Origin of the sequence: Actinoallomurus iriomotensis, assembly GCF_030269445.1 — a bacterium.
GTDB lineage: Bacteria > Actinomycetota > Actinomycetes > Streptosporangiales > Streptosporangiaceae > Actinoallomurus > Actinoallomurus iriomotensis.
In genome coordinates, this window is sequence record NZ_BSTJ01000001.1 from 106,318 (window position 1) to 126,783 (window position 20,466).

Here is a 20,466-nt window from a genome sequence, read left to right on the forward strand (position 1 = left end):
CACGGGGGGATGCCGGGTACCTCCCCAGGACGCTCATCTGGGCACTTCGGGCGCTTTTTCATGGTTCCTGGGGGCCAAGCCTGTAGTACACCGATCCGCTGGGCATCATGGACAGCCATTCGACATGGTGTTTTCACTTCGTTACGGACTTGTGCCCGAACCGTCGAACAGTTGACTGAACCGGCGGCGCACGTACGAGAGCAGGCCAAACGCCGTTGGCGGCGGCATGCGCCGCCGCCAACGAGGGTCAGGGTTTGTCAGGGAGCCGGTTACCGCGCGTTCACTCGGCGTCGTCCGCCGGCGGCCGGCCGAGCCCGCCGGCGATGACCGCCTCGGCCACCGCACGCATCGTCATCCGCCGGTCCATCGAGGTCTTCTGGATGAACCGGAAGGCCTCCGGCTCGGACCAGCCCCGGGCGGTCTGCAGCAGCCCCTTGGCCCGGTCGACGGCCTTGCGCGTCTCCAGGCGCTCCTCCAGGGTGCCGACCTCGGCCTCCAGGCTCTTGATCTCCTGGAACCGGCTCACCGCCATCTCGATCGCGGGCACCAGGTCGGCCTTGGTGAAGGGCTTGACGAGGTACGCCATCGCGCCGGCCTCCCGGGCCCGCTCGACCAGCTCGCGCTGGGAGAAGGCGGTGAGGATCACGACGGGGGCGACGCGGTCCACCGCGATGCGCTCCGCGGCCGAGATGCCGTCGAGGATGGGCATCTTGACGTCGAGGATGACGAGATCGGGCACGTGTTCGGCGGTGAGGCGGATGGCGGACTCGCCGTCTCCTGCCTCCCCGACGACCTCATAGCCGTCTTCTTCGAGCATCTCCTTGAGGTCCAGCCTGATGAGGGCCTCATCCTCGGCGATCACAACGCGGCGCGGGGTCTCGGTCACGCGCACGAGCGTACCCGGACCCGCTATCCTCGTACCTACCGCGGGTCACCGGAAGACGAGACGACTCGCGCTAAACCGGGCAATGAGGTTATGTCCGCATAAAGGCCCCGATAGCCCAATTGGCATGAGGCAGCAGATTCAAAACCTGCACAGTGTGGGTTCGAGTCCCACTCGGGGCACATTTCAGGCAGCCGCCGTCCTCCCCGGGCGGCGGTTTTGTCATAGCCGGACGTAACACTGTGTGGCATGTATGACGTCGGGACGCGCTCTCGCGCGCTAGAACTTCTCGCCCGGGGTTTGACCGTCAGCGAGGTGAGCAGACGCACCCGCGTCTCACGGTCGTCACTCAGCGAATGGCAGCGGCGAACCGATCGGGGACAGCCTCTCTACTCTCTCCGAAGCACATGTCCTCGCTGCGAGTCGCCTCCTGCCGTTCCCGCCCCCATGGACAAATATGCCTACTTGCTCGGGATCTACCTCGGGGACGGGTGTGTGAGCCCCGTCAGTGACCCTGGGAAGCAGGTTTGGGCGCTGCGGATCTTCTGCGCAGATGCCTACCCGGGACTGATCGACGAGTGCGTCGAGGCCGTACGTGCCATCAGGCCGGACAACCGGATCCGGCTGCTCCCGTTGACCGGATGCACAGAGGTCAACAGCCACTCCAAGCACTGGCCATGCCTCTTACCTCAGCATGGCCCCGGTAGGAAGCATGACCGACCCATCAGCTTGGAGGCATGGCAGAGGGAGGCCGTCTCGGAGTACACCGAGAATTTCGTCCGTGGACTGATTCACTCGGACGGAAGCCGCTCGACGAATCGAGTGCGGCACCGGCTGAAGAGCGGCGACCGCTGGTATGAGTACCCGCGGTATTTCTTCACGAACGAATCCGCTGACATCATGCGGCTGTTCACGGATGCGCTTGACCGGCTCGGCATCGAGTGGAAGCGATCCAACCGGAACAACATCTCGATCGCCAAGAAGGAGGCGGTGGCGCGGCTGGATGAGTTCGTGGGACCCAAATACTGAGCCGCCGGCCGGTTCACGTGTCCGTGGCGGCGCCTCGGGCGACCGCCGGTCAGTGTCGGGGCCGTGCGCTCGGACGTCGTCCGGACGGCCTCGGCACTCGACCGGCGGTGTTGAGGCAGGAGATCAGATCGGGCGGGCCTGGGCGATGGCGTCGCCGATGCGGTGGACGCGCAGGGCGTTCGTGGAGCCCGCGGTGCCGGGAGGGGAGCCGGCGACGATGACGACGCGGTCGCCCTTCTGACAGCGGCCGATCTCCAGCAGGGCCGACTCGACCTGCTGCACCATCTCGTCGGTGTGGTAGACCTCCGGCACCGTGAACGTCTCGACGCCCCAGACCAGGGCCAGTTGGCTGCGGGTCTCCGGGCGGGCGGTGAAGGCCAGCAGCGGGATCGGCGAGCGATATCGCGACAGCCGTCGCGCCGTCTCGCCCGTCATCGTGAAGGCCACCAGGGCCTTCGCGCCGATCGTCGCGCCGACCTCGGCGGCCGCTCGGGCGATCGCGCCGCCGACGGTCTCCGGGACGCGGTCGAGGGAGTGCGTCGCGCGCAGCGTCGTCTCTTCGGCGGCGCACACGATGCGGCTCATCGTCTGCACGGACTCGATGGGATAGTCGCCGACGCTGGTCTCGCCGGACAGCATGACCGCGTCGGCGCCCTCGAAGACGGCGCCGGCGACGTCGGAGACCTCCGCGCGCGTGGGCCGCGGGGCGCTGATCATCGACTCGAGCATCTGGGTCGCGACGATGACGGGGCGGGCCTTCTCGCGGGTGAGCTCGATGGCGCGCTTCTGGACGATGGGCACCTGCTCGAGCGGGAGCTCGACGCCGAGGTCGCCGCGGGCGACCATGATGCCGTCGAAGGCTTCGACGATCTCTTCGAGGTGCTCGACGGCCTGCGGCTTTTCGATCTTGGCGAGGACGGGGACGACCCGGCCTTCCTCGTCCATGATGCGGCGGACCGGCTCGGCGTCTTCGGGGGTGCGGACGAAGGACAGGGCGACCATGTCGACGCCCAGGCGGAGGGCGAAGCGGAGGTCCTCTTCGTCCTTCTCGGTGAGGGCGGGCACGCTGACGGCGACGCCCGGCAGGTTGAGGCCCTTGTGGTTGGAGACCATGCCGCCGACGAGGACGCGGGTGCGGACACGCGGACCCTCGACGGCGGTGACGTTGAGGACGACGCGGCCGTCGTCGATGAGGATGGTGTCGCCCGCGCCCACATCACCGGGGAGGCCGCCGTAGGTGGTGGAGACCTGCGAGCGGTCGCCGGGCACGTCTTCGGTGGTGACGGTGAACTCGTCGCCGAGAGTGAGGCGTACGGGGCCGTCGGCGAAGGTGCCGAGCCGGATCTTGGGACCCTGGAGGTCGGCGAGGATGCCGAGGGCGCGGCCGGTGGTGTTCGCGGCCTCGCGCAAGAGGCGGTAGACGTCCTCGTGCTGCTGCTGGGTGCCGTGGCTCATGTTGAGCCGGGCGATATCGATGCCGGCCTCCACCAACGCGGTGATGCGCTCAGGGCTGGAGCAGGCGGGGCCTATGGTGCTGACGATCTTTGCTCGGCGACTCACATCTACAACTTTAGGTAGTTACCGACGAGTACGTGTATTCGTGCAGGTCACCGTTGCCCGCTGTTCACCCAATGGTCTAGACCGAACGGGGTGTGGGGCTCGTGCGGTCGGAAACCGGACACCCTCGCGGACGCCCGCCGCCGCACGCTCACGGGACCTCACGGGACCTCCCGGCGGCGCCGTCGGGCGGCGCCGCCGGGACGGACGCCCGGGGACCTTCGAGTCCCCGGGCAACGACCACGGATCATGCCGACGCGAACACCTCGACCGCCTCCTGGCAGAACGCCTTGAGGTCGTCGGGCTTGCGGCTGGTCACCAGCGTGTTGGGCCCCGCCGTGCAGACCTTCACCTCTTCGTCGACCCACGTGCCGCCGGCGTTGCGGATGTCGGTCCGCAGGCTCGGCCAGGACGTGAGGGTCCGGCCGCGTACGACGTCGGCCTCGACCAGGGTCCATGGCGCGTGGCAGATCGCGGCGACCGGCTTGGCCGCGTCGAAGAACGCGCGTACGAACGCGACGGCCTTGCCGTTCATCCGGAGGAAGTCGGGATTGGCGACGCCTCCGGGCAGCGCCAGGCCGTCGAAGTCGTCGACCGACACCTCGTCGACGGTCGCGTCGACCGGGAAGGTGTCCGCCTTCTCCAGGTGGTTGCGGCCCTGGACCTCGCCGGACTTGGTGGAGACGAGCCGGGGCGTGCCGCCCGCCTGTTCGATCGCCTTCCAGGGCTCGGTCAACTCGACCTGTTCGATCCCGTCCGGAGCGACGAGGAACGCGATCGTCTTGCCCTGCAACTGTGTGCTCATGAGTTGGAACCTCCCCTGATGGATCGTTCGCTCCTGTGAGCCCTGCCCTCGATGGGGCCCGTCATGCACGGAGGCGCGGGAGCGGCGGGTGACACGCGTCACCGCGCAGAGGCCGGCGCTCATGACCTAATTTGTCGTTCCTTTTCGAATTAAATGTCATGGCATTCCGGCGATGATTTGCGTCCGCCCCGTTTCATGCGCCATTTTGTCGTGGGGGTTTTCGAGATTCCGACCGTACGGGAGCGTGACAGATGCCGGACCTGACCCGTCGCCGTCTGTTCAGCAGGGCGGGCGCGATCGCCGCCGCGGCGGCCTTCGCCGCGGAGTTCCTGCCGCCGAACGTACGACGGGCGATGGCCGGCACTCCGGATGACGTCAAAGGGAAACTCTCCGATATCCAGCACGTCGTGATTTTGATGCAGGAAAACCGTTCGTTCGACCATTACTTCGGGACTCTTCCGGGGGTGCGGGGATTCTCCGACCCGGAGGCGATCACGCTGAGCACCGGCCGTCCGGTGTTCTACCAGCCCGACGTGGTGAACCCGGCCGGTTACCTGCTGCCGTTCCACCTCGACACACGGACGAGCAACGCGCAGGCGATCCCCTCGACCAGCCACGCGTGGTCGGTGCAGCACAGCGCCTGGAACTCCGGGCGGATGGACAACTGGCTGCCCGCGCACCGCGCCGCGGACGGCGTGAACGCCCCGTACGTCATGGGCTACCACACGCGGGAGGACATCCCGTTCCAGTTCGCGCTGGCGGAGTCGTTCACCGTGTGCGACCAGTACTTCTGCTCGGTGCTGGGGCCGACCTGGCCGAACCGCCTCTACCACATGACCGCCACGATCGACCCGGGCGGTACGCGGGGCGGGCCGGTGATCAGCAACCGCGACCCGCACCCGTTCACCTGGCCGACGTATCCGGAGGCGCTGACCGCCGCGGACGTGAGCTGGAAGGTCTACCAGGAGGTCGACAACTACGGCTGCAACGTCCTGGAGTACTTCGCGGCGTTCCAGAACGCCTCCACGGCGTCCCCGCTGTTCCGCAACGGCCTGCGCACGTACGCGGCCGGCCAGTTCGAGTACGACGCCGCGAACGACCGGCTCCCGACCGTCTCGTGGATCATTCCGACGAGTTTCCAGTCCGAGCATCCCGACTACACGCCGGCGGCCGGCGCCGACTACGTCGCGAGCAAGATCGACGCGATCGCGTCCCACCCGGACGTGTGGCGAAAGACGCTGTTCATCCTCAACTACGACGAGAACGACGGCCTGTTCGACCACGTCCCTCCCCCGGTGCCGCCCGCGGGCACGCCGGAGGAGTTCGTGGCGGGCCTGCCGATCGGCGGCGGGTTCCGCGTGCCGTGCCTGCTCATCTCGCCGTGGACCATGGGCGGCTGGGTCGCCCGTGAGCCCTTCGACCATACGTCCGTCCTGCGGTTCCTCGAACGGCTGACCGGCGTACGGGTCCCGAACCTCAGCGCGTGGCGGCGTACGGCGTTCGGCGATCTGACCTCGGCCCTGGGGTTCCCGGTGCCGGGCCGTCCGCCGCGGCTGCCGGGCACCAAGCGGCGCCTGGACGAGGCCGTGCGCGACGTCGCGGCGTTGCCGGCCCCGCTCTTCCCCGAAGAGGACCAGACACCGCCGCGGCAGGAGAAGGGCCCACGGCCCCGGCCCCGCCCCGGGCCGCGCACCCAGGCCCTGCCTCGGCCGCGCGGGTGAACACGCCGAGCGAGAAGGGATTCGACGTGCCGAAGCAGACATCACGGCGGCAGCGCCTCTTCCTGATGGCCGGTGGCGCGGCGGGTCTCCTCGCGCTGGCGATACCGGCCGGGGCGACGCGGGGGCGGCCGGGCCCGCCGCGGCCGAGGCCGGTCAACAGCGCTCCGGGCATGCCCCGGTGGGATCCGGACCCGCAGCCGAGGCCGCCGTCGGCGTCCCGGCTGGCCGCCGGTGAATACCGCGCGTACGTCGCGCTGGCCGGTGACTACCGGGTGGTCGCGCTCGACGTGGCGACGCGGACGGCCGTGGGGCGGAACATCGTGACCGACGCGGCGCAGGGCGTGGCGGTCGCGCCGGACGGCCGCAAGGTCTACATCGCCGACACCGGCCAGTACGACGTGCTGGTCGCCGACACGGTCACCGGCGAGACCCGGCCGGTGCACGTCGGCCCGTTCCCGCGCGACGTCGCGGTCTCCCCCGACGGCCGTAAGGTGTACGCGGCGGTGACCGGCGGCGACACCGGCCCTGGCGGCTCGGACGTCGTCGCGGTGATCGACCCGGCCACCGACCAGGTGGTACGGGAGATCCGCGCGGGGACGGCCCCACGCCAGGTGGTCTTCAGCGCGGACGGCCGGCGGGCGTACGTCTCCCACGACGGCGGCATCGCGGTGATCGACGTGGCGAGCGACACGGTGGTGCGGTCCATCCGCGACCCGTTCTGCCCACAGGGGATCGCGCTCGACCCGGCCGGGCGGAGGCTGTACGTGGCCGAGCCGCCCGCGGGGCGGGTGTCGGTGTTGGACACGGCGACCGGCCGGGTACGGGGCCGGATCGCCGCGGGTGACGAGCCGTGGGCGGTGGACGTCACCCCGGACGGCACGAAGGCCTACATCGCGCAGATGAACGACAACACCGTCGCCGTGGCCGACACGGCGAGCGGCCGGGTGCGTGCGACGATCGCTGTGGGGAAGCTGCCCGCGTCGGTCGCGGTGACGCCGGACGGCTCGGAGGTGTGGGTGGGGAACATCTTCTCCGGCAGCGTCTCGGTGATCGACGTCGCCTCCGGCACGGTCTCCGCGACGATCGCGGGTGGCACCGGCACCAAGCCGGTCGGCGCGGCTCCGCTCGGGATCGTTTTCGGCCGTACGCCGTCGTGATGCGCGGTAACTCTTCGCAGGAAGAGATCTGACCGGTCAGGAGCCGTGCACGGCCTGGATCTCCAGGCCGATCTCGATCTCGTCGCCGAGCATGAGCCGGTCGCCCTGCAGCGGGACGTTGAACTCGATGCCGTAGTCGGAGCGCGAGATGCGGGTGGAGGCGGTGAAGCCGGCCCGCAGGCCGCCCCGCTGGTCGGTGCCGGCGCCGTGGAACTCGGTGAGCAGGCTGACCGGGCGGGTGACGCCGCGGATCGTCAGGTCGCCGTCGACGGTGTAGCGGGGATGACGGGCCCGGCGGCCGGTGCGGGCGGGTGCGACGGCGGTCGTCGCGAAGGTCATGGCCGGGTGGTTCGCCGCGTCGAGGATCTGGGAGGAGCGGATGAGCTCGTCGCGTTCGGCGTTCCTCGTGTCGATGGAGGCGATGACGATCTCGGCGCCGGCGGTGGAGGCGAAGACGTCGTCGGCGATGTCGATGCGTCCGCCGAACTCGGTGAACACGCCGCGCACGGTCGTCATCAAGTGCCGGACGCTGAAGGTGATCTCCGAGTGGTCCGGATCGATCCGCCAGGTGCCGGCGGTGATCTCCGGTGCGGTAATGGTCTCCGTCATGTCCTTCTTTCCCGAAGCCGCGCTGTAGAGCGCACCAGGTTAGTTGAAACGGCGGCAAGAACGCACATCAACCGTCGATTCGCGTCACAGAGGGCACTCGTGGTAAGTGGTCGGTCTGTCCGTACTTCCGCCGCGACAGGGGGATTTCGGCGCCGGCGAGACCGTGAAATGACAGACGCCCTGCCGTACCCCGGAGGGTGCGGCAGGGCGTCAGGTGTCGATCAGACGAGCGGCCGTGCGGTCGGCGGGATCGCGGTCGGCAGGGCGGTGCGGCCCATGAGCCACTGGTCGACGCCGGCCGCCGCGGAGCGGCCCTCGGCGATCGCCCAGACGATCAGCGACTGGCCCCGGCCCATGTCGCCGGCGGCGAAGACGCCGTCGACGGAGGTGGCGTACGCGCCGTCGCGTACGACGTTGCCGCGCTGGTCCAGCTCGACGCCGAGCTGGTCGAGCAGTCCCTCGCGCTGCGGGCCGAGGAAGCCCATGGCGAGCGTGACCAGCTCGGCCGGGATCTCCCGCTCGGTGCCGGGGATCAGCTTGAAGCGGGTCTCCGGGCCCTCGACCTCGACGACGCGCAGGGCCTTCACGTGGCCGTTCTCGTCGCCGACGAACTCCAGGGTGTTCACCGCGTAGGCGCGGTCGCCGCCCATGCCGTGCAGCTCTTCGTGGGCCGACTCCATCTTGAACAGCATGGGGTAGGTCGGCCACGGCTGGCCTGCGGGCCGCGCCTCGGGCGGCCGCGGCATGATCTCCAGCTGGGTGATGGAGCGCGCGCCCTGGCGTACGGCCGTGCCGATGCAGTCGGCGCCGGTGTCGCCGCCGCCGATGACGACGACGTTCTTGCCCTCGGCGCTGATCGGTGAGGCCGCCAGGTCGCCCTCCTGGACCCGGTTGGACGGCGGCAGGTACTCCATCGCCTGGTGGACGCCGTCCAGCTCGCGGCCGGGGACGGCCAGGTCGCGCCAGACGGTGGCGCCGCCGGCCAGCACCACGGCGTCGTGGGACGCGCGGAGCTCTTCGGCGGTCACGTCGACGCCGACGTTGACCGAGGTGCGGAACTCGGTGCCCTCGGCGCGCATCTGCGCGAGCCGCCGGTCCAGATGCGCCTTCTCCATCTTGAACTCGGGGATGCCGTAGCGCAGCAGCCCGCCGATCCGGTCGGCGCGCTCGTACACGACGACGTCGTGGCCGGCGCGGGTGAGCTGCTGGGCGGCGGCCAGCCCGGCCGGGCCGGAGCCGATCACCGCGACCTTCTTGCCCGTACGGGCCGCGGGCGGCTGCGGCGTCACCCAGCCCTCGGCGAACGCCCGGTCGATGATCTCGACCTCGACCCGCTTGATCGTGACGGGGTCGGAGTTGATGCCGAGCACGCACGCGGACTCGCACGGCGCCGGGCAGAGCCGGCCGGTGAACTCCGGGAAGTTGTTCGTGGCGTGGAGGCGTTCGATCGCCTCGCGCCACGTGCCCCGGTGGACCAGGTCGTTCCACTCCGGGATGAGGTTCCCCAGCGGGCAGCCGTTGTGGCAGAACGGGATGCCGCAGTCCATGCAGCGTGCCGCCTGCTTGTTCAGCGAGCCTTCGGGGAAGTCCTCGTACACCTCGCGCCAGTCACGGATCCGCACGTCGACCGGGCGACGATTCGGGAGCTCGCGCTGATGGGTCAAAAACCCCTTCGGGTCGGCCATGTCGTCTCCCCCTTCACCCGTTGCTGGCGGCCATGACCGCCTCGTCGATGTCGCGGCCCTCGGCCTCGGCCCTGGCCCGTGCGGTCAGCACACGCTTGTAGTCGCGCGGCATGATCTTTCCGAAGCGCGTCACGGCCGCGTCCCAGTCGGCGAGCAGCCCGGCGGCCACCTCCGAGCCGGTCTCGGCGTGGTGGCGGGTGACGATGTCGCGCAGGTACGCGCGGTCGTCCTCCTCCAGCGGTTCGAGGTCGACCATCTCCAGGTTGATGCGTTCACGGTGCAGGTCCAGCACGTAGGCGATGCCGCCGGACATGCCGGCCGCGAAGTTGCGGCCGGTCGGGCCGAGCACGACCGCCCGGCCGCCGGTCATGTACTCGCAGCCGTGGTCGCCGACGCCCTCGACGACGGCGGTGGCACCGGAGTTGCGGACGCAGAACCGCTCACCGACGACCCCGCGGATGAACGCCTCGCCGGAGGTGGCGCCGTACAGCATGACGTTGCCGGCGATGATCTGTTCTTCGGCGGCGAACGGCGAGTCGGCGGGCGGCCGTACGGTGATGCGCCCGCCGGACAGGCCCTTGCCGAGGTAGTCGTTGGCGTCGCCGATGAGGCGGAGCGTGACGCCGCGCGGGACGAAGGCGCCGAACGACTGACCGGCCGATCCGGTGAAGGTGATGTCGATCGTGTCGTCGGGCAGTCCGCCGGCCCCCCACTTGCGGGTGACTTCGTGGCCGAGCATGGTCCCGACGGTGCGGTTGACGTTGCGGACCGGCATCTCCAGCTTCGTGGCGTGCCCGTAGGCGATGGCGCCCTCGGCGAGCTGGATCAGCGTGTTGTCCAGTGCCTTCTCCAGGCCGTGGTCCTGGCCGGTGGTGTTGCGCAGCGGCGTGCCCTCGGGCAGGTCCGGCTTGTGCAGGATCGGCGTGAGGTCCAGGCCGGAGGCCTTCCAGTGGTCGACGGCCTTGGCGGTGTCGATCAGCTCGACGTGGCCGATCGCCTCGTCGATGCTGCGGAAGCCGAGCGCGGCCAGGTACTCGCGCACCTCTTCGGCGATGAACTCGAAGAAGTTGACGACGAACTCCGGCTTGCCGCTGAAGCGCTTGCGCAGCTCCGGGTTCTGGGTCGCGACGCCCACCGGGCAGGTGTCGAGGTGGCAGACGCGCATCATGACGCAGCCGGACACGACGAGGGGCGCGGTGGCGAAACCGAACTCCTCGGCGCCGAGCAGCGCCGCGATGACCACGTCGCGACCGGTCTTCATCTGCCCGTCGGTCTGCACGACGATGCGGTCGCGCAGGCCGTTGAGCAGCAGCGTCTGCTGGGTCTCGGCGAGGCCGAGCTCCCAGGGCGCGCCGGCGTGCTTGATCGAGGTCAGCGGTGACGCGCCGGTGCCGCCGTCGTGGCCGGAGATGAGCACGACATCCGCGTGCGCCTTGGACACGCCGGCCGCGACCGTGCCGACGCCGACCTCGGCGACGAGCTTGACGTGCACGCGCGCCGCGGGGTTGGCGTTCTTCAGGTCGTGGATGAGCTGGGCGAGGTCCTCGATGGAGTAGATGTCGTGGTGCGGCGGCGGCGAGATGAGGCCGACGCCGGGTGTGGAGTGCCGGGTCTTGGCGATCCAGGGGTACACCTTGTGCGCCGGGAGCTGGCCGCCCTCGCCGGGCTTGGCCCCCTGGGCCATCTTGATCTGCAGGTCGTCGGCGTTGGTCAGGTACTCCGACGTCACGCCGAACCGGCCGGAGGCCACCTGCTTGATCGCCGAACGGCGCAGGTCGCCGTTGCCGTCCGGGATGAACCGCTCGGGGTCCTCCCCGCCCTCGCCGGTGTTGGACTTGCCGCCGATGCGGTTCATCGCGATGGCGAGGTTCTCGTGCGCCTCGGCGGAGATGGAGCCGTAGGACATCGCGCCGGTAGAGAACCGCTTGACGATCGACTCGACCGGCTCGACCTCCTCGATCGGCACCGGCGGCCGTGCGCCCTCGCGCAGTTCGAACAGCCCGCGCAGGGTCATCAGCCGGGCCGCCTGGTCGTCGACGAGCCGGGTGTAGTCCTTGAACAGCTCGTAGCGGCGGGTGCGGGTCGAGTGCTGGAGCTTGAAGACCGTCTCGGGGTTGAACAGGTGGTGCTCGCCCTCGCGGCGCCACTGGTACTCCCCGCCGACCTCCAGGGTGCGGTGCGCGGGCCCGTTGCCGTTCGGCGGGTACGCGCGCCGGTGCCGCTGGGCGACCTCCTCGGCGAGCACGTCGAAGCCGACGCCGCCCAGCCGGGAGGTGGTGCCGGCGAAGCACTCGTCGATGACCTCGGCGCCCAGGCCGATCGCCTCGAAGATCTGCGCGCCGGTGTAGGAGGCGACCGTGGACACGCCCATCTTGGACATGATCTTCAGTACGCCCTTGCCGTACGCCTTGACCAGGTTGCGCACCGCGGTGGTCCGGTCGACGGCGAGGTCGCCGGCCTCCACCAGGTCCTCGACCGTCTCGATGGCGAGGTAGGGGTTGACCGCGGACGCGCCGTACCCGATGAGCAGGGCCATGTGGTGGCACTCGCGGGCGTCGGCGGTCTCGACGACCAGGCCGACCCGGGTACGGCTCTTCTCACGGATCAGGTGGTGGTGGACCGCGCCGGTGAGCAGCAGCGACGGGATCGGGGCGCGGGAGTGCCCGGCGCCGCGGTCGGACAGCACGAGGATGCGCGCGCCGTTCTCGATCGCGGCCGAGACCTCGTCGCAGATCTCCTCGAGCCGCTGCGACAGCGCCGCTCCCCCGCCGGCCACGTCGTACAGGCCGGACACCACGTACGGGGCGAACCCGGGCAGGTCGCCCTCGTCGTTCACGTGGAGGATCTTGGCGAGTTCCTCGTTGTCGAGGATCGGCGTGGGCAGCACGAGCCGCCGGCACGAGTGCGGGCCGGGCGCGAGCAGGTTGCCCTCCGGGCCGAGGGTGGACTGCAGGCTCGTCACCAGCTCTTCGCGGATCGCGTCGAGCGGTGGGTTGGTGACCTGCGCGAACAGCTGCTTGAAGTAGTCGAACAGCTGACGCGAGCGGCTGGACAGCACGGCCGGGGGCGTGTCGGTGCCCATCGAGCCGATCGGCTCGGCGCCGGTGCGCGCCATCGGCGCGAGGAGGATCTTCAGCTCCTCGGAGGTGTAGCCGAAGATCTGCTGGCGCCGGACCAGGGTCTCGTGCGTGGTGTGCTGCAGCTCGCGCTGCGGCAGCTCCTCGAAGCGGATCAGCCCGGCGTGCAGCCACTCCTCGTACGGGTGTTCGGCGGCCAGCTCGGCCTTGATCTCGTCGTCCTCGACGATGCGTCCCTGCGCGGTGTCGACGAGGAAGATCCGGCCGGGCTGCAGGCGGCCCTTGCGGACGACCTTGGACGGCTCGATGTCGAGCACGCCGGCCTCGCTGGCCAGGACGACGAAGCCGTCGTCGGTGACCCAGAAGCGTCCCGGGCGCAGGCCGTTGCGGTCGAGCACGGCGCCGACGACGGTGCCGTCGGTGAAGGTGACGCTGGCCGGGCCGTCCCAGGCCTCCATCAGGGTGGAGTGGAACTCATAGAAGGCCCGGCGCGCCGGGTCCATCTCCGCGTGGTTCTCCCAGGCCTCGGGGATCATCATGAGCACCGCGTGCGGCAGCGACCGGCCGCCGAGGTGGAGCAGTTCGAGGCACTCGTCGAACGAGGCGGTGTCGCTGGCGTCGATGTCGATGACGGGGAAGATCCGCGACAGGTCGCCCGCGAGGACGTCGGAGGACAGCAGCGCCTCCCGCGCCCGCATCCAGTTGCGGTTGCCCTTGACCGTGTTGATCTCACCGTTGTGCGCGATGAAGCGGTACGGGTGGGCCAGTTCCCAGGCCGGGAAGGTGTTGGTGGAGAACCGCGAGTGCACCAGGGCGATCGCGCTGGCGTACCGCCGGTCGGACAGGTCGGGGAAGAACGGCTCCAGCTGCGGAGTGGTCAGCATCCCCTTGTAGACGATCGTGCGGCTGGACAGGCTCGGGAAGTAAACCCGCGCGTCCTGCTCCATGCGCTCGCGGGCGCAGAAGACGAGGCGGTCCAGCTCCAGCTCGCGTGCGCCGCTGCGCGCGGTGAGGAACAGCTGGGCGAAGTGCGGCATGACCCGGCGCGCCGTGGGCCCGCAGAAGTGCGGGTCGTACGGCAGCTCCCGCCAGCCCAGGACGGTGAGGCCCTCTTCGTCGGCGATCCGCTCGATCGTCTCGACGGCCTCGGCGCGCTCGCCCGCGTCGGCTGGCAGGAACGCGATGCCCGCGGCGTACGCGCCGAGCTCGGGCAGCGTGAAGTCCACGGCCTCGCGGAAGAGTTCGTCCGGGATCTGGGTGAGGATCCCCGCACCGTCGCCGTCGTCGGGCTCGGCGCCCTTGGCGCCACGGTGATCGAGGTTCCGCAGGACGGTCAAGGCTTTGACCACGATATCGTGGCTCTTACGTCCGCCCAGGTCAGCGACCATGCCGACGCCACAGGCGTCATGCTCGTTGGCCGGGTCGTAAAGGCCCTGACGCTCAACGCGTCCTTGACCTGGAGTCATGGCGGCAGGCACCATCAGCCCTCCCGTCGTCTCGGTCTGCTCCTTCATCAGTGCAGTCTTGGGACGACGTTGGCCCTGCTGCGGTGACTAGAGGTTACAGCACTGTCTGTTTCATCCCCGACGCGACATGATCGCGAAACTTACTTAACTGCGCCCATCCAGCCTCAATGCACGGCGTACACGGATAAATTCCCCCGAAAAGCGAGTCGGCACGGTGATGCCGATCACTCCCCCGGACGGCGGCCGCCTGGCGCATCAGGTGCCACTTTACCGTCCGCATGCGCTCTCCTGCCTCGGACGATGCCGCAGCCACGCCCGGCCGCGCCGCCGGATCCCGGGAGCCCTCCTGCCACGCCCGGCGGCCGGTGCGCCGGGCGCCGGCGGGCCCCAAAGGACAAGACCGAAAAGCGGGGGCCGCGCCGGACGGAGATCAGTGGCGGTGGAAGAGGAACTGCTTGCCCGCCTGGAGCACCGTCGAGCTGGGGCTGATCGTGTCGATGCCGTAGCTGTCGCCGTGGCCGCCGTCCGCGCGCCCGGCCCAGCCGACCACGACGAAGTGACCGTACGCGCCGCTCTCCGCGCCCGTCGTCGACGTGCCGAACTTGTCCACCGGCGAAGGACCGGTGACGGGCAGGAAGAAGCCCTTGTTCGCCTTGGGGTCGAGATCGTCGATGAACGCGTTGGCCGAGGTGACGTCCTTCAGGTTGAAGATCGCCATCTGCCCCACCCATTTCTGGTCGGCCGACACGTACGCCGCGCGGACCACCTGGGTGCAGCCGTAGCCCTGCAGCGCCGTCTGCAGCGCCGAGCCCGACACGGTGCCGACGCAGTTGGTGTCGAGCCGGCCCGTGCCCTGGACGTTGAAGACGGTGTTGTCGCTGCTGTCCTTGTACGACTTGGCCTCGGGGTCGGCGAACACCTCATCGAGGGTCAGCGGCTTGGAGTCCTTGCTCGCGGTGTTCAGGGAGTCCCACAGCGACCAGGACTTCATCGAGTTGTAGGTCACCGGCTTGCCCGCGCCGCTCGAGGCGGCCGGCGGCGCTCCGCCCGAGGACGAGCTACGCGGTGTCGCCGAGGCGCTGGAGGACGCCTCGTCACCGTCGCTGCCCCCGGAGGCGGCCAGGTAGTACGCCCCGCCCAGCACACCGCCGACGAGGATCAGCGCACCGACGATCGCGAGGGTGATGAGGCCCGCGCTGCTCTTCTTGGGCGGAGGGAACTGGCCCATCGGCGGCTGCCCCATCGGGGGCTGGCCCATGGGCGGGCCGCCCGGCAGTGTCTCCGGTCCCTGCCAGCCCGAGATCGGCGACTGCGGGTATCCCCCACCCGGCGGCGTCCCGTACCCACCCGGCGGAGGAGTGCCCCACGGCTGGCCTCCGGAGGGCGGCTGGCCAGGATCCATCGGCGGGTAGGGGTAACTCATCGGATCTCCTCGGGGGAACACACCGCGCGTCGGTGGTTGGCATAGAGCTTAGAGCGTGGTTCGCGGCGTTTGCCGTGTTCCCGCCCTGTTGTTCGCGGCGTGCCGGGCTCGGGAGTTCCTCGTTCCCCGGTGGGCCGTGGGCTCCGGGAAATCCCTAGGAGTGCTGACCCGTACCGGTCGCGCGTATGAGCACGGCGTTGGGGCGGCCCGTGGTGACCAGCAGGGACAGCAGCGCGGCGTCGCTCTCGTCGCCCGAACCGTCCGTGCGCTGCACCCAGGTGATCACCGCGTAGTGGCCCATCGCGACGCCGCGCGCCGTGCTGAAGGCCCGCCCGAACGCCACCGAACGGGGCGGCACGAGCGGAAAGCCGCCGCCCGTGCGCGGGTCGGCCTGGGCGACCACCTGGTCGGCGCCACGCGCGTCGGCCAGGTTGAAGATCGTGACCATCGCGGCGAACCGGTCGTCGGAGTAGGTGGCGCGCGCTACCTGGGTGCAACGAGCCTGCTGGAGCACCCCGGCCAGCCGGGTACCCCAGACGGACGGCAGGCACTGCGCGTCCAGCTCGGAGGCGGTCAGCTTCAGCGTCGCCTTCGCGTCGTCATCGGTGATCTTCTTGGGGGTGAAGACCTCCGCCGCGGTGAGGGGCTTGGCGTCCTTCCTACGGTCGGCGATCGCGTTGAACGCCGCGGTCGAGGCCGCCTGGGAGTACGCGGACGCGCCCGGCCCTTCGGTGCGCACGTTCGCCACCGAGGGCGGCGGCGCCGTGCCGGGCTTGCCGTCGTCACCGCCGAAGACCGTCACGGCGACCACCACGATCACGGCGACGAGCACGACGACACCGGCGGCGACGAAGTAGGCGAGGGGCGGGAACTCCGCACGCCGTGGCGGGCGGCGTCGCGGCGGTCCCTGAGCCTCCTCGTCGTGCGGCCCGTCCTGGTGAAGGGGCGCGTCGTACGGGGGCTCCTCGCCGTACGACGGAGCCGCGTCGTAACGGGGCTCGTGGCCGTGCGGCGGCGCCGCGTCGTACGGGAGCTCCTCACCGTACGGCGGGCCCGCGTCGTAACGGGGCTCGTGGCCGTACGGCGGCGCCGCGTCGTACGGGGGTGCTTCGCCGTACGGCGGCGCCTCCTCGTACTCGGGCGCGCCCTCGTAGGGCGGCGCTCCGTCGTACCGGGGCGGGAAGCCTCCGCCGTAGGGAGGGGCCTCCTCGTACGGGGGCGGCCCTCCGTCGTACGGAGGGGCTCCCTCGTACGGCGGCGGGGGCCCTCCGCGGCGGCGCCCGTCCCGGCTCCGCCGTGGGCCGATCCGACCGGCCATCCCGCTAACCGCCGGCGAGGACGAGCCGCTCCCAGACGAAGTCGTCGGCCCTCTCGATGGCGATGCTCGCGTCGAGCAGTTCGTTCATGGTCTGCGGCTGCGCGCCGCCGGCCCGCTCGACCCAGCTGATGACCACGTAGTGGCCGAAGGACTGGCTGTAGGCCGCGCTGAACCCGCTGCCGAAGTTCTCGGCGCCCTGGGCGGCCAGCGGGGAGACGAAGCCGGCTTTGCTGTTCGGGTCGAGGTCGCGGACGACCTGCTCGGCGCCCTGCAGCTGCTCGAGGTTCATCGCGACGAACTGGCCGAGGTACTTCTTGTCCTGGCTGACGTACGCGCCGCGCGCCACCTGCGTGCAGCCGTACTTGCGCAGGTCGTTCTGGAGCTCCTGGCCCCAGGTCACCGAGGCGCAGTCCGACAGCTGCGAGCCCACCAGCGTGAAGTGGTAGTTGCCGTGGCTGACCGACTTGGCGTCGTCGCCGAAGACCTCGCTCTTGTTGAGCGGGCGCTTGTCCTTGCTACGCTCGTTGAGCTTGTTGACCAGCGAGTTGGCCGGGGTGTTGACGTACACCTTCGGCGTCACCCGCGCGGCGGCGGCCGCCTGGCCCTTCTTGTCGTCACCGCCGCCCATCGTCACCATGGCGATGACGACGACCACGATGAGCACGACCACCGCCGCACCACCGATGATCAGAAGGTTGCGGTTGGACCCACGTGCCGGACGGCGCCTGCGCGAGGGCTTCCGCTCCCGCTCCTCGGCGTCGACGTATCCCATCTCGCTCACGAGCGGTGAGCTTAGCGAAGGTCGGACCCCGGCAAGTCCATATCGGCCGGGTGCCTCACGCCGCCCGGCCGCCCGAGGAAGGGTTATCGCACGTCAGACGGTGTTCGTGCCGATCAGGGATCCGACCCCGAAAGTGAGGGCCGCCGCGGCACCTCCGAGGGCCAGCTGCCGCAGGCCGCCGAACCACCACGACCGCGCCGTCACCCGCGAGACCAGCGCTCCCGCCGCGAACAGCCCGATCGCCGCCAGCGCCGCGGCCGGCCACAGGCTCTCCGCGCCCAGGAGATAGGGCAGGACGGGCAGGCACGCGCCGATCGCGAACGACAGGAACGAGGACCCGGCGGCGAGCACCGGCGACGGCAGGTCGCCGGGGTCGATGCCGAGCTCCTCGCGGGCGTGGACGCCGAGGGCCTCCTCGGGGTCGCGGGACAGCTGCCGGGCGACCTCACGGGCCAGCTCCGGGTCCAGACCGCGCGCCTCGTACAGCTGGGCGAGCTCGAGCTCCTCCGCCTCGGAGTTGTGCTCCAGCTCACGGCGTTCGACCTCGATCTCGGCCTGCGCGAGCTCCGACTGGGACGCGACGGAGATGTACTCCCCCGCCGCCATGGAGAACGCGCCGGCCGCCAGCCCGGCCAGACCGGTGAGCACGATCACCTGATGGTGGACGCGGCCGCCGGCCACCCCCGCGATCAGGGCGAAGTTGGACACCAGGCCGTCCATGGCACCGAACACGGCCGGGCGCAGCCACCCGCCGGTGACGTCACGGTGCTCATGGTGGATCTCGGCGCGCGGGCGGCTCGCCGCCCCCTCGACGGCACTCATGTACTCCCCCCGGGGGTCACTGCTTTCCCTCGCCCGGCTCCGCGCCGGTCGAGGCCTTCTCCCTGCCGTCGTCCTTGCCGGCGTCTTCGCCGTCCTGCTCGGCCTCGTCCTCGGCGTCGGCGACCTCAGGGGTCTCGGCGTCGTCGGACGCCTCGGCGTCGGGCTCCTCCTCGCCGGGCTCCTCCTCGGGAGCCTTCTCGGAGGCCTCCTCCTCGGGAGCCTTCTCGGAGGCCTCCTCCTCGGCGGGCTCCTCAGCCCCGGCGGCGGCCACGCTCTCGGATCCGGGCTCGGCGTCGGACTTGGTCTCCGGCTCGGATCCGGGCTCGGTCTCCGGCGCGGGCGCGCCGACGGCGCCCTCGGGGATCTCCGTACGGTCGCGGTAGAAGTACATGTAGGCGGCCGCGCCGAGGAAGACGATCAGCGCGGTCCAGTCGTTCAGGCGCAGACCGAGGACGTGGTGGGCGGGGTCGACGCGCAGCCACTCGGTCCACGCCCGGCCGACCGTGTAGGCCGCGACGTACAGCGCGAAGGTGCGGCCGTACGCCAGGCGGAACCGCTTCTCCGCCCAGATGACCAGCAGGGCCACCCCGATGCACCACAGCGACTCGTACAGGAACGTGGGGTGGTACGTGGCGATGTCCGGGGTATTCGCCGGACGGTGCGCGGGGTCGATCTTCACGGCCCACGGAAGCTTGGTGGGACGGCCGTACAGCTCCTGGTTGAACCAGTTGCCCCAGCGGCCGATGGCCTGGGCCAGCGCGATGCCCGGCGCGGCGGCGTCGGCGAAGGCGCGCAGGGAGATGCCGCGGCGACGGCAGCCGAGGTAGGCGCCGAGCGCGCCCGCGGCGACGGCGCCCCAGATGCCGAGGCCGCCGTTCCAGACCTCCAGGGCCCCGACGGGGTGCCAGTTCTTACCGAAGTAGAGCTGGTAGTCGGTGATGACGTGGTAGAGGCGGCCGCCGACGAGTCCGAAGGGGACCGCCCAGACCGCGATGTCCACGACGGTGCCGGCGGTGCCGCCCCGCGCGACCCAGCGCCGCTCCCCGAGCCATACGGCGACGATCACCCCGAGGATGATCATCAGGGCGTATCCGCGCAAGGGCAGGGGCCCGAGATGGACGACCCCTTGAGACGGGCTGGGAATCGAGGCGAGCGGCTGCTGCATGGGATGTGACACTACCGGCCTTGGGGTACGGGGCGATGACGATCAGGTGGCGAAGTGCCCGTCGTCGGCCGGTGCACGACCGGCCGACAACGGGGCATTCGTCGCGTTCGTTACTTCTTGGGCGTCGCGGACGGGCTCGTGGACGGAGTCGCCGAACCGCTCGCCGTCGGGCTCGGTGAGATGTCCACCGGCTTGGCCGCGAGGATGGCCTTCTCGAGGTTCTTCGCGTTGAGCAGCGTGCTGTTGAGGTCCACCGACTGGCCGTTGAGGAAGACGGTCGGCGTGCCGGTCACCTGGCGGGTCTGCTCGGCGTAGTTCGTCATGCTGTCGATCTGGCTCTGCTTCTGGCCGCCGTTGACGCACTGTTCGAACTGCGGGGTGTCGAACCCGAGGTCCTTGGCCCACCCGATCAGGTCCTTGTTCGAGAAGCCGTTCGAGCCCTCGGCCGGCTGGTGCTTGTAGATCGCGTCGTGGTACTGGATCCACTTGTCCGCCGGCGCGCACAGTGCCGCGTTGGCGGCGCGCTGGGAGTTGCCCTTGATCGGCTCGGCCTGCTGCTTGAACAGCCAGAACGGGTAGTAGAGGACGTTGACCTTGCCCTCCGCGGCGAGCCGCTTGATCGTGGCGCCGCTGGACTTCTCGAACTCATGGCAGATCGGGCACTGGAAGTCTTCGAACAGCTCCAGCTTGGGCGCCTTGGCCCCCGGCTTGGACGCGAGGATCGCCCCGTCGGCCTGACGGGTCGTGGGGGCGAGCGCACCGGTGTAGGAGCCCGCGTCCTTCTTGTTGACGAAGTACACCGTGATGACCACGGCCAACGCCACGACGACCAGCCCGCTGAGGGTGATCATCAGCCGACGCATCCGCTGCTGCTTCTGCGCCTGCTTCTTGCGTTCCTCCGCCAGCCGCTCGCGGGCCGACCGCTGTCGAGCGGCCTTACTCATCTGGTCTCCTCTGAGAATTCGTGG

At 70.2% G+C, this 20,466-nt stretch carries 15 protein-coding genes, 1 tRNA gene and 1 pseudogene; 5 read left to right on the top strand and 12 right to left on the bottom strand.

The features are described from left to right. Window positions 1-280: 280 nt before the first annotated feature. Complete coding sequence (locus tag QSK37_RS00490; protein WP_285566388.1) at window positions 281-892, bottom strand: ANTAR domain-containing response regulator; 612 nt, start codon at window positions 890-892, stop codon at window positions 281-283. A 98-nt stretch (window positions 893-990) separates the two neighbouring features. On the opposite strand from QSK37_RS00490, the gene QSK37_RS00495 reads away from it, so the two are divergent. The 3 genes and pseudogenes from QSK37_RS00495 to QSK37_RS00500 all read left to right on the top strand — a co-directional run bounded on the left by QSK37_RS00495 (window position 991) and on the right by QSK37_RS00500 (window position 1,912). Continuing rightward, window positions 991-1,065, top strand: a tRNA-Leu gene (locus QSK37_RS00495). Between the two features lie 67 nt (window positions 1,066-1,132). Beyond that, a pseudogene (locus QSK37_RS51390) lies at window positions 1,133-1,252 on the top strand (helix-turn-helix domain-containing protein); the annotation flags it as partial. Window positions 1,253-1,330: 78 nt separating this feature from the next. Then, on the top strand, window positions 1,331-1,912 hold the full coding sequence (locus QSK37_RS00500) for a transcriptional regulator (protein ID WP_285616757.1): 582 nt from the start codon (window positions 1,331-1,333) through the stop codon (window positions 1,910-1,912). 123 nt (window positions 1,913-2,035) lie between these two features. Here QSK37_RS00500 and pyk read toward each other — a convergent pair whose 3' ends face one another. Both pyk and QSK37_RS00510 read right to left on the bottom strand, forming a co-directional pair. Continuing rightward, window positions 2,036-3,472 carry a pyruvate kinase gene (gene pyk / locus QSK37_RS00505; RefSeq protein ID WP_285616758.1) on the bottom strand — a complete coding sequence of 479 codons (1,437 nt, stop codon included), beginning with the start codon at window positions 3,470-3,472 and terminating at the stop codon, window positions 2,036-2,038. 244 nt (window positions 3,473-3,716) lie between these two features. Beyond that, on the bottom strand, window positions 3,717-4,274 hold the full coding sequence (locus QSK37_RS00510; RefSeq protein WP_285616759.1) for a type 1 glutamine amidotransferase domain-containing protein: 558 nt from the start codon (window positions 4,272-4,274) through the stop codon (window positions 3,717-3,719). 251 nt (window positions 4,275-4,525) lie between these two features. Here QSK37_RS00510 and QSK37_RS00515 point away from each other — a divergent pair, with 251 nt between their 5' ends. Together QSK37_RS00515 and QSK37_RS00520 are read left to right on the top strand one after the other, a co-directional pair. Then, window positions 4,526-5,995: an alkaline phosphatase family protein gene (locus QSK37_RS00515; protein WP_285616761.1), complete on the top strand. Its 1,470-nt coding sequence runs from the start codon at window positions 4,526-4,528 to the stop codon at window positions 5,993-5,995. A 26-nt stretch (window positions 5,996-6,021) separates the two neighbouring features. Beyond that, window positions 6,022-7,152 carry a YncE family protein gene (locus QSK37_RS00520; protein WP_285616762.1) on the top strand — a complete coding sequence of 377 codons (1,131 nt, stop codon included), beginning with the start codon at window positions 6,022-6,024 and terminating at the stop codon, window positions 7,150-7,152. 36 nt (window positions 7,153-7,188) lie between these two features. On the opposite strand, the gene QSK37_RS00525 is transcribed toward QSK37_RS00520, so the two are convergent. The 9 genes from QSK37_RS00525 to QSK37_RS00565 all read right to left on the bottom strand — a co-directional run bounded on the left by QSK37_RS00525 (window position 7,189) and on the right by QSK37_RS00565 (window position 20,442). Next, window positions 7,189-7,761, bottom strand: a complete 573-nt coding sequence (locus tag QSK37_RS00525; RefSeq protein ID WP_285616764.1) for a YceI family protein — start codon at window positions 7,759-7,761, stop codon at window positions 7,189-7,191. Between the two features lie 221 nt (window positions 7,762-7,982). Further along, window positions 7,983-9,446: a glutamate synthase subunit beta gene (locus tag QSK37_RS00530; RefSeq protein ID WP_285616766.1), complete on the bottom strand. Its 1,464-nt coding sequence runs from the start codon at window positions 9,444-9,446 to the stop codon at window positions 7,983-7,985. A 13-nt stretch (window positions 9,447-9,459) separates the two neighbouring features. After that, window positions 9,460-14,004: a glutamate synthase large subunit gene (gene gltB / locus QSK37_RS00535; RefSeq protein ID WP_285618841.1), complete on the bottom strand. Its 4,545-nt coding sequence runs from the start codon at window positions 14,002-14,004 to the stop codon at window positions 9,460-9,462. 415 nt (window positions 14,005-14,419) lie between these two features. Beyond that, a complete protein-coding gene (locus QSK37_RS00540; RefSeq protein ID WP_285616767.1) occupies window positions 14,420-15,412 on the bottom strand; it encodes a flagellar basal body-associated FliL family protein in 993 nt (330 codons plus the stop codon). Window positions 15,413-15,566: 154 nt separating this feature from the next. Further along, the gene (locus QSK37_RS00545) at window positions 15,567-16,730 is read right to left on the bottom strand and encodes a hypothetical protein (protein ID WP_285616768.1); all 1,164 of its coding nucleotides are present in this window, start codon (window positions 16,728-16,730) and stop codon (window positions 15,567-15,569) included. 4 nt (window positions 16,731-16,734) lie between these two features. Beyond that, on the bottom strand, window positions 16,735-17,511 hold the full coding sequence (locus QSK37_RS00550; protein WP_285566405.1) for a hypothetical protein: 777 nt from the start codon (window positions 17,509-17,511) through the stop codon (window positions 16,735-16,737). Window positions 17,512-17,604: 93 nt separating this feature from the next. Then, complete coding sequence (locus tag QSK37_RS00555) at window positions 17,605-18,333, bottom strand: VIT1/CCC1 transporter family protein (RefSeq protein WP_285566407.1); 729 nt, start codon at window positions 18,331-18,333, stop codon at window positions 17,605-17,607. A gap of 16 nt (window positions 18,334-18,349) precedes the next feature. Then, window positions 18,350-19,498, bottom strand: coding sequence for a prolipoprotein diacylglyceryl transferase (gene lgt, locus QSK37_RS00560; RefSeq protein WP_285616769.1), 1,149 nt, complete (start codon window positions 19,496-19,498; stop codon window positions 18,350-18,352). Window positions 19,499-19,608: 110 nt separating this feature from the next. Next, complete coding sequence (locus QSK37_RS00565; RefSeq protein ID WP_285616770.1) at window positions 19,609-20,442, bottom strand: DsbA family protein; 834 nt, start codon at window positions 20,440-20,442, stop codon at window positions 19,609-19,611. Window positions 20,443-20,466 lie beyond the last annotated feature (24 nt).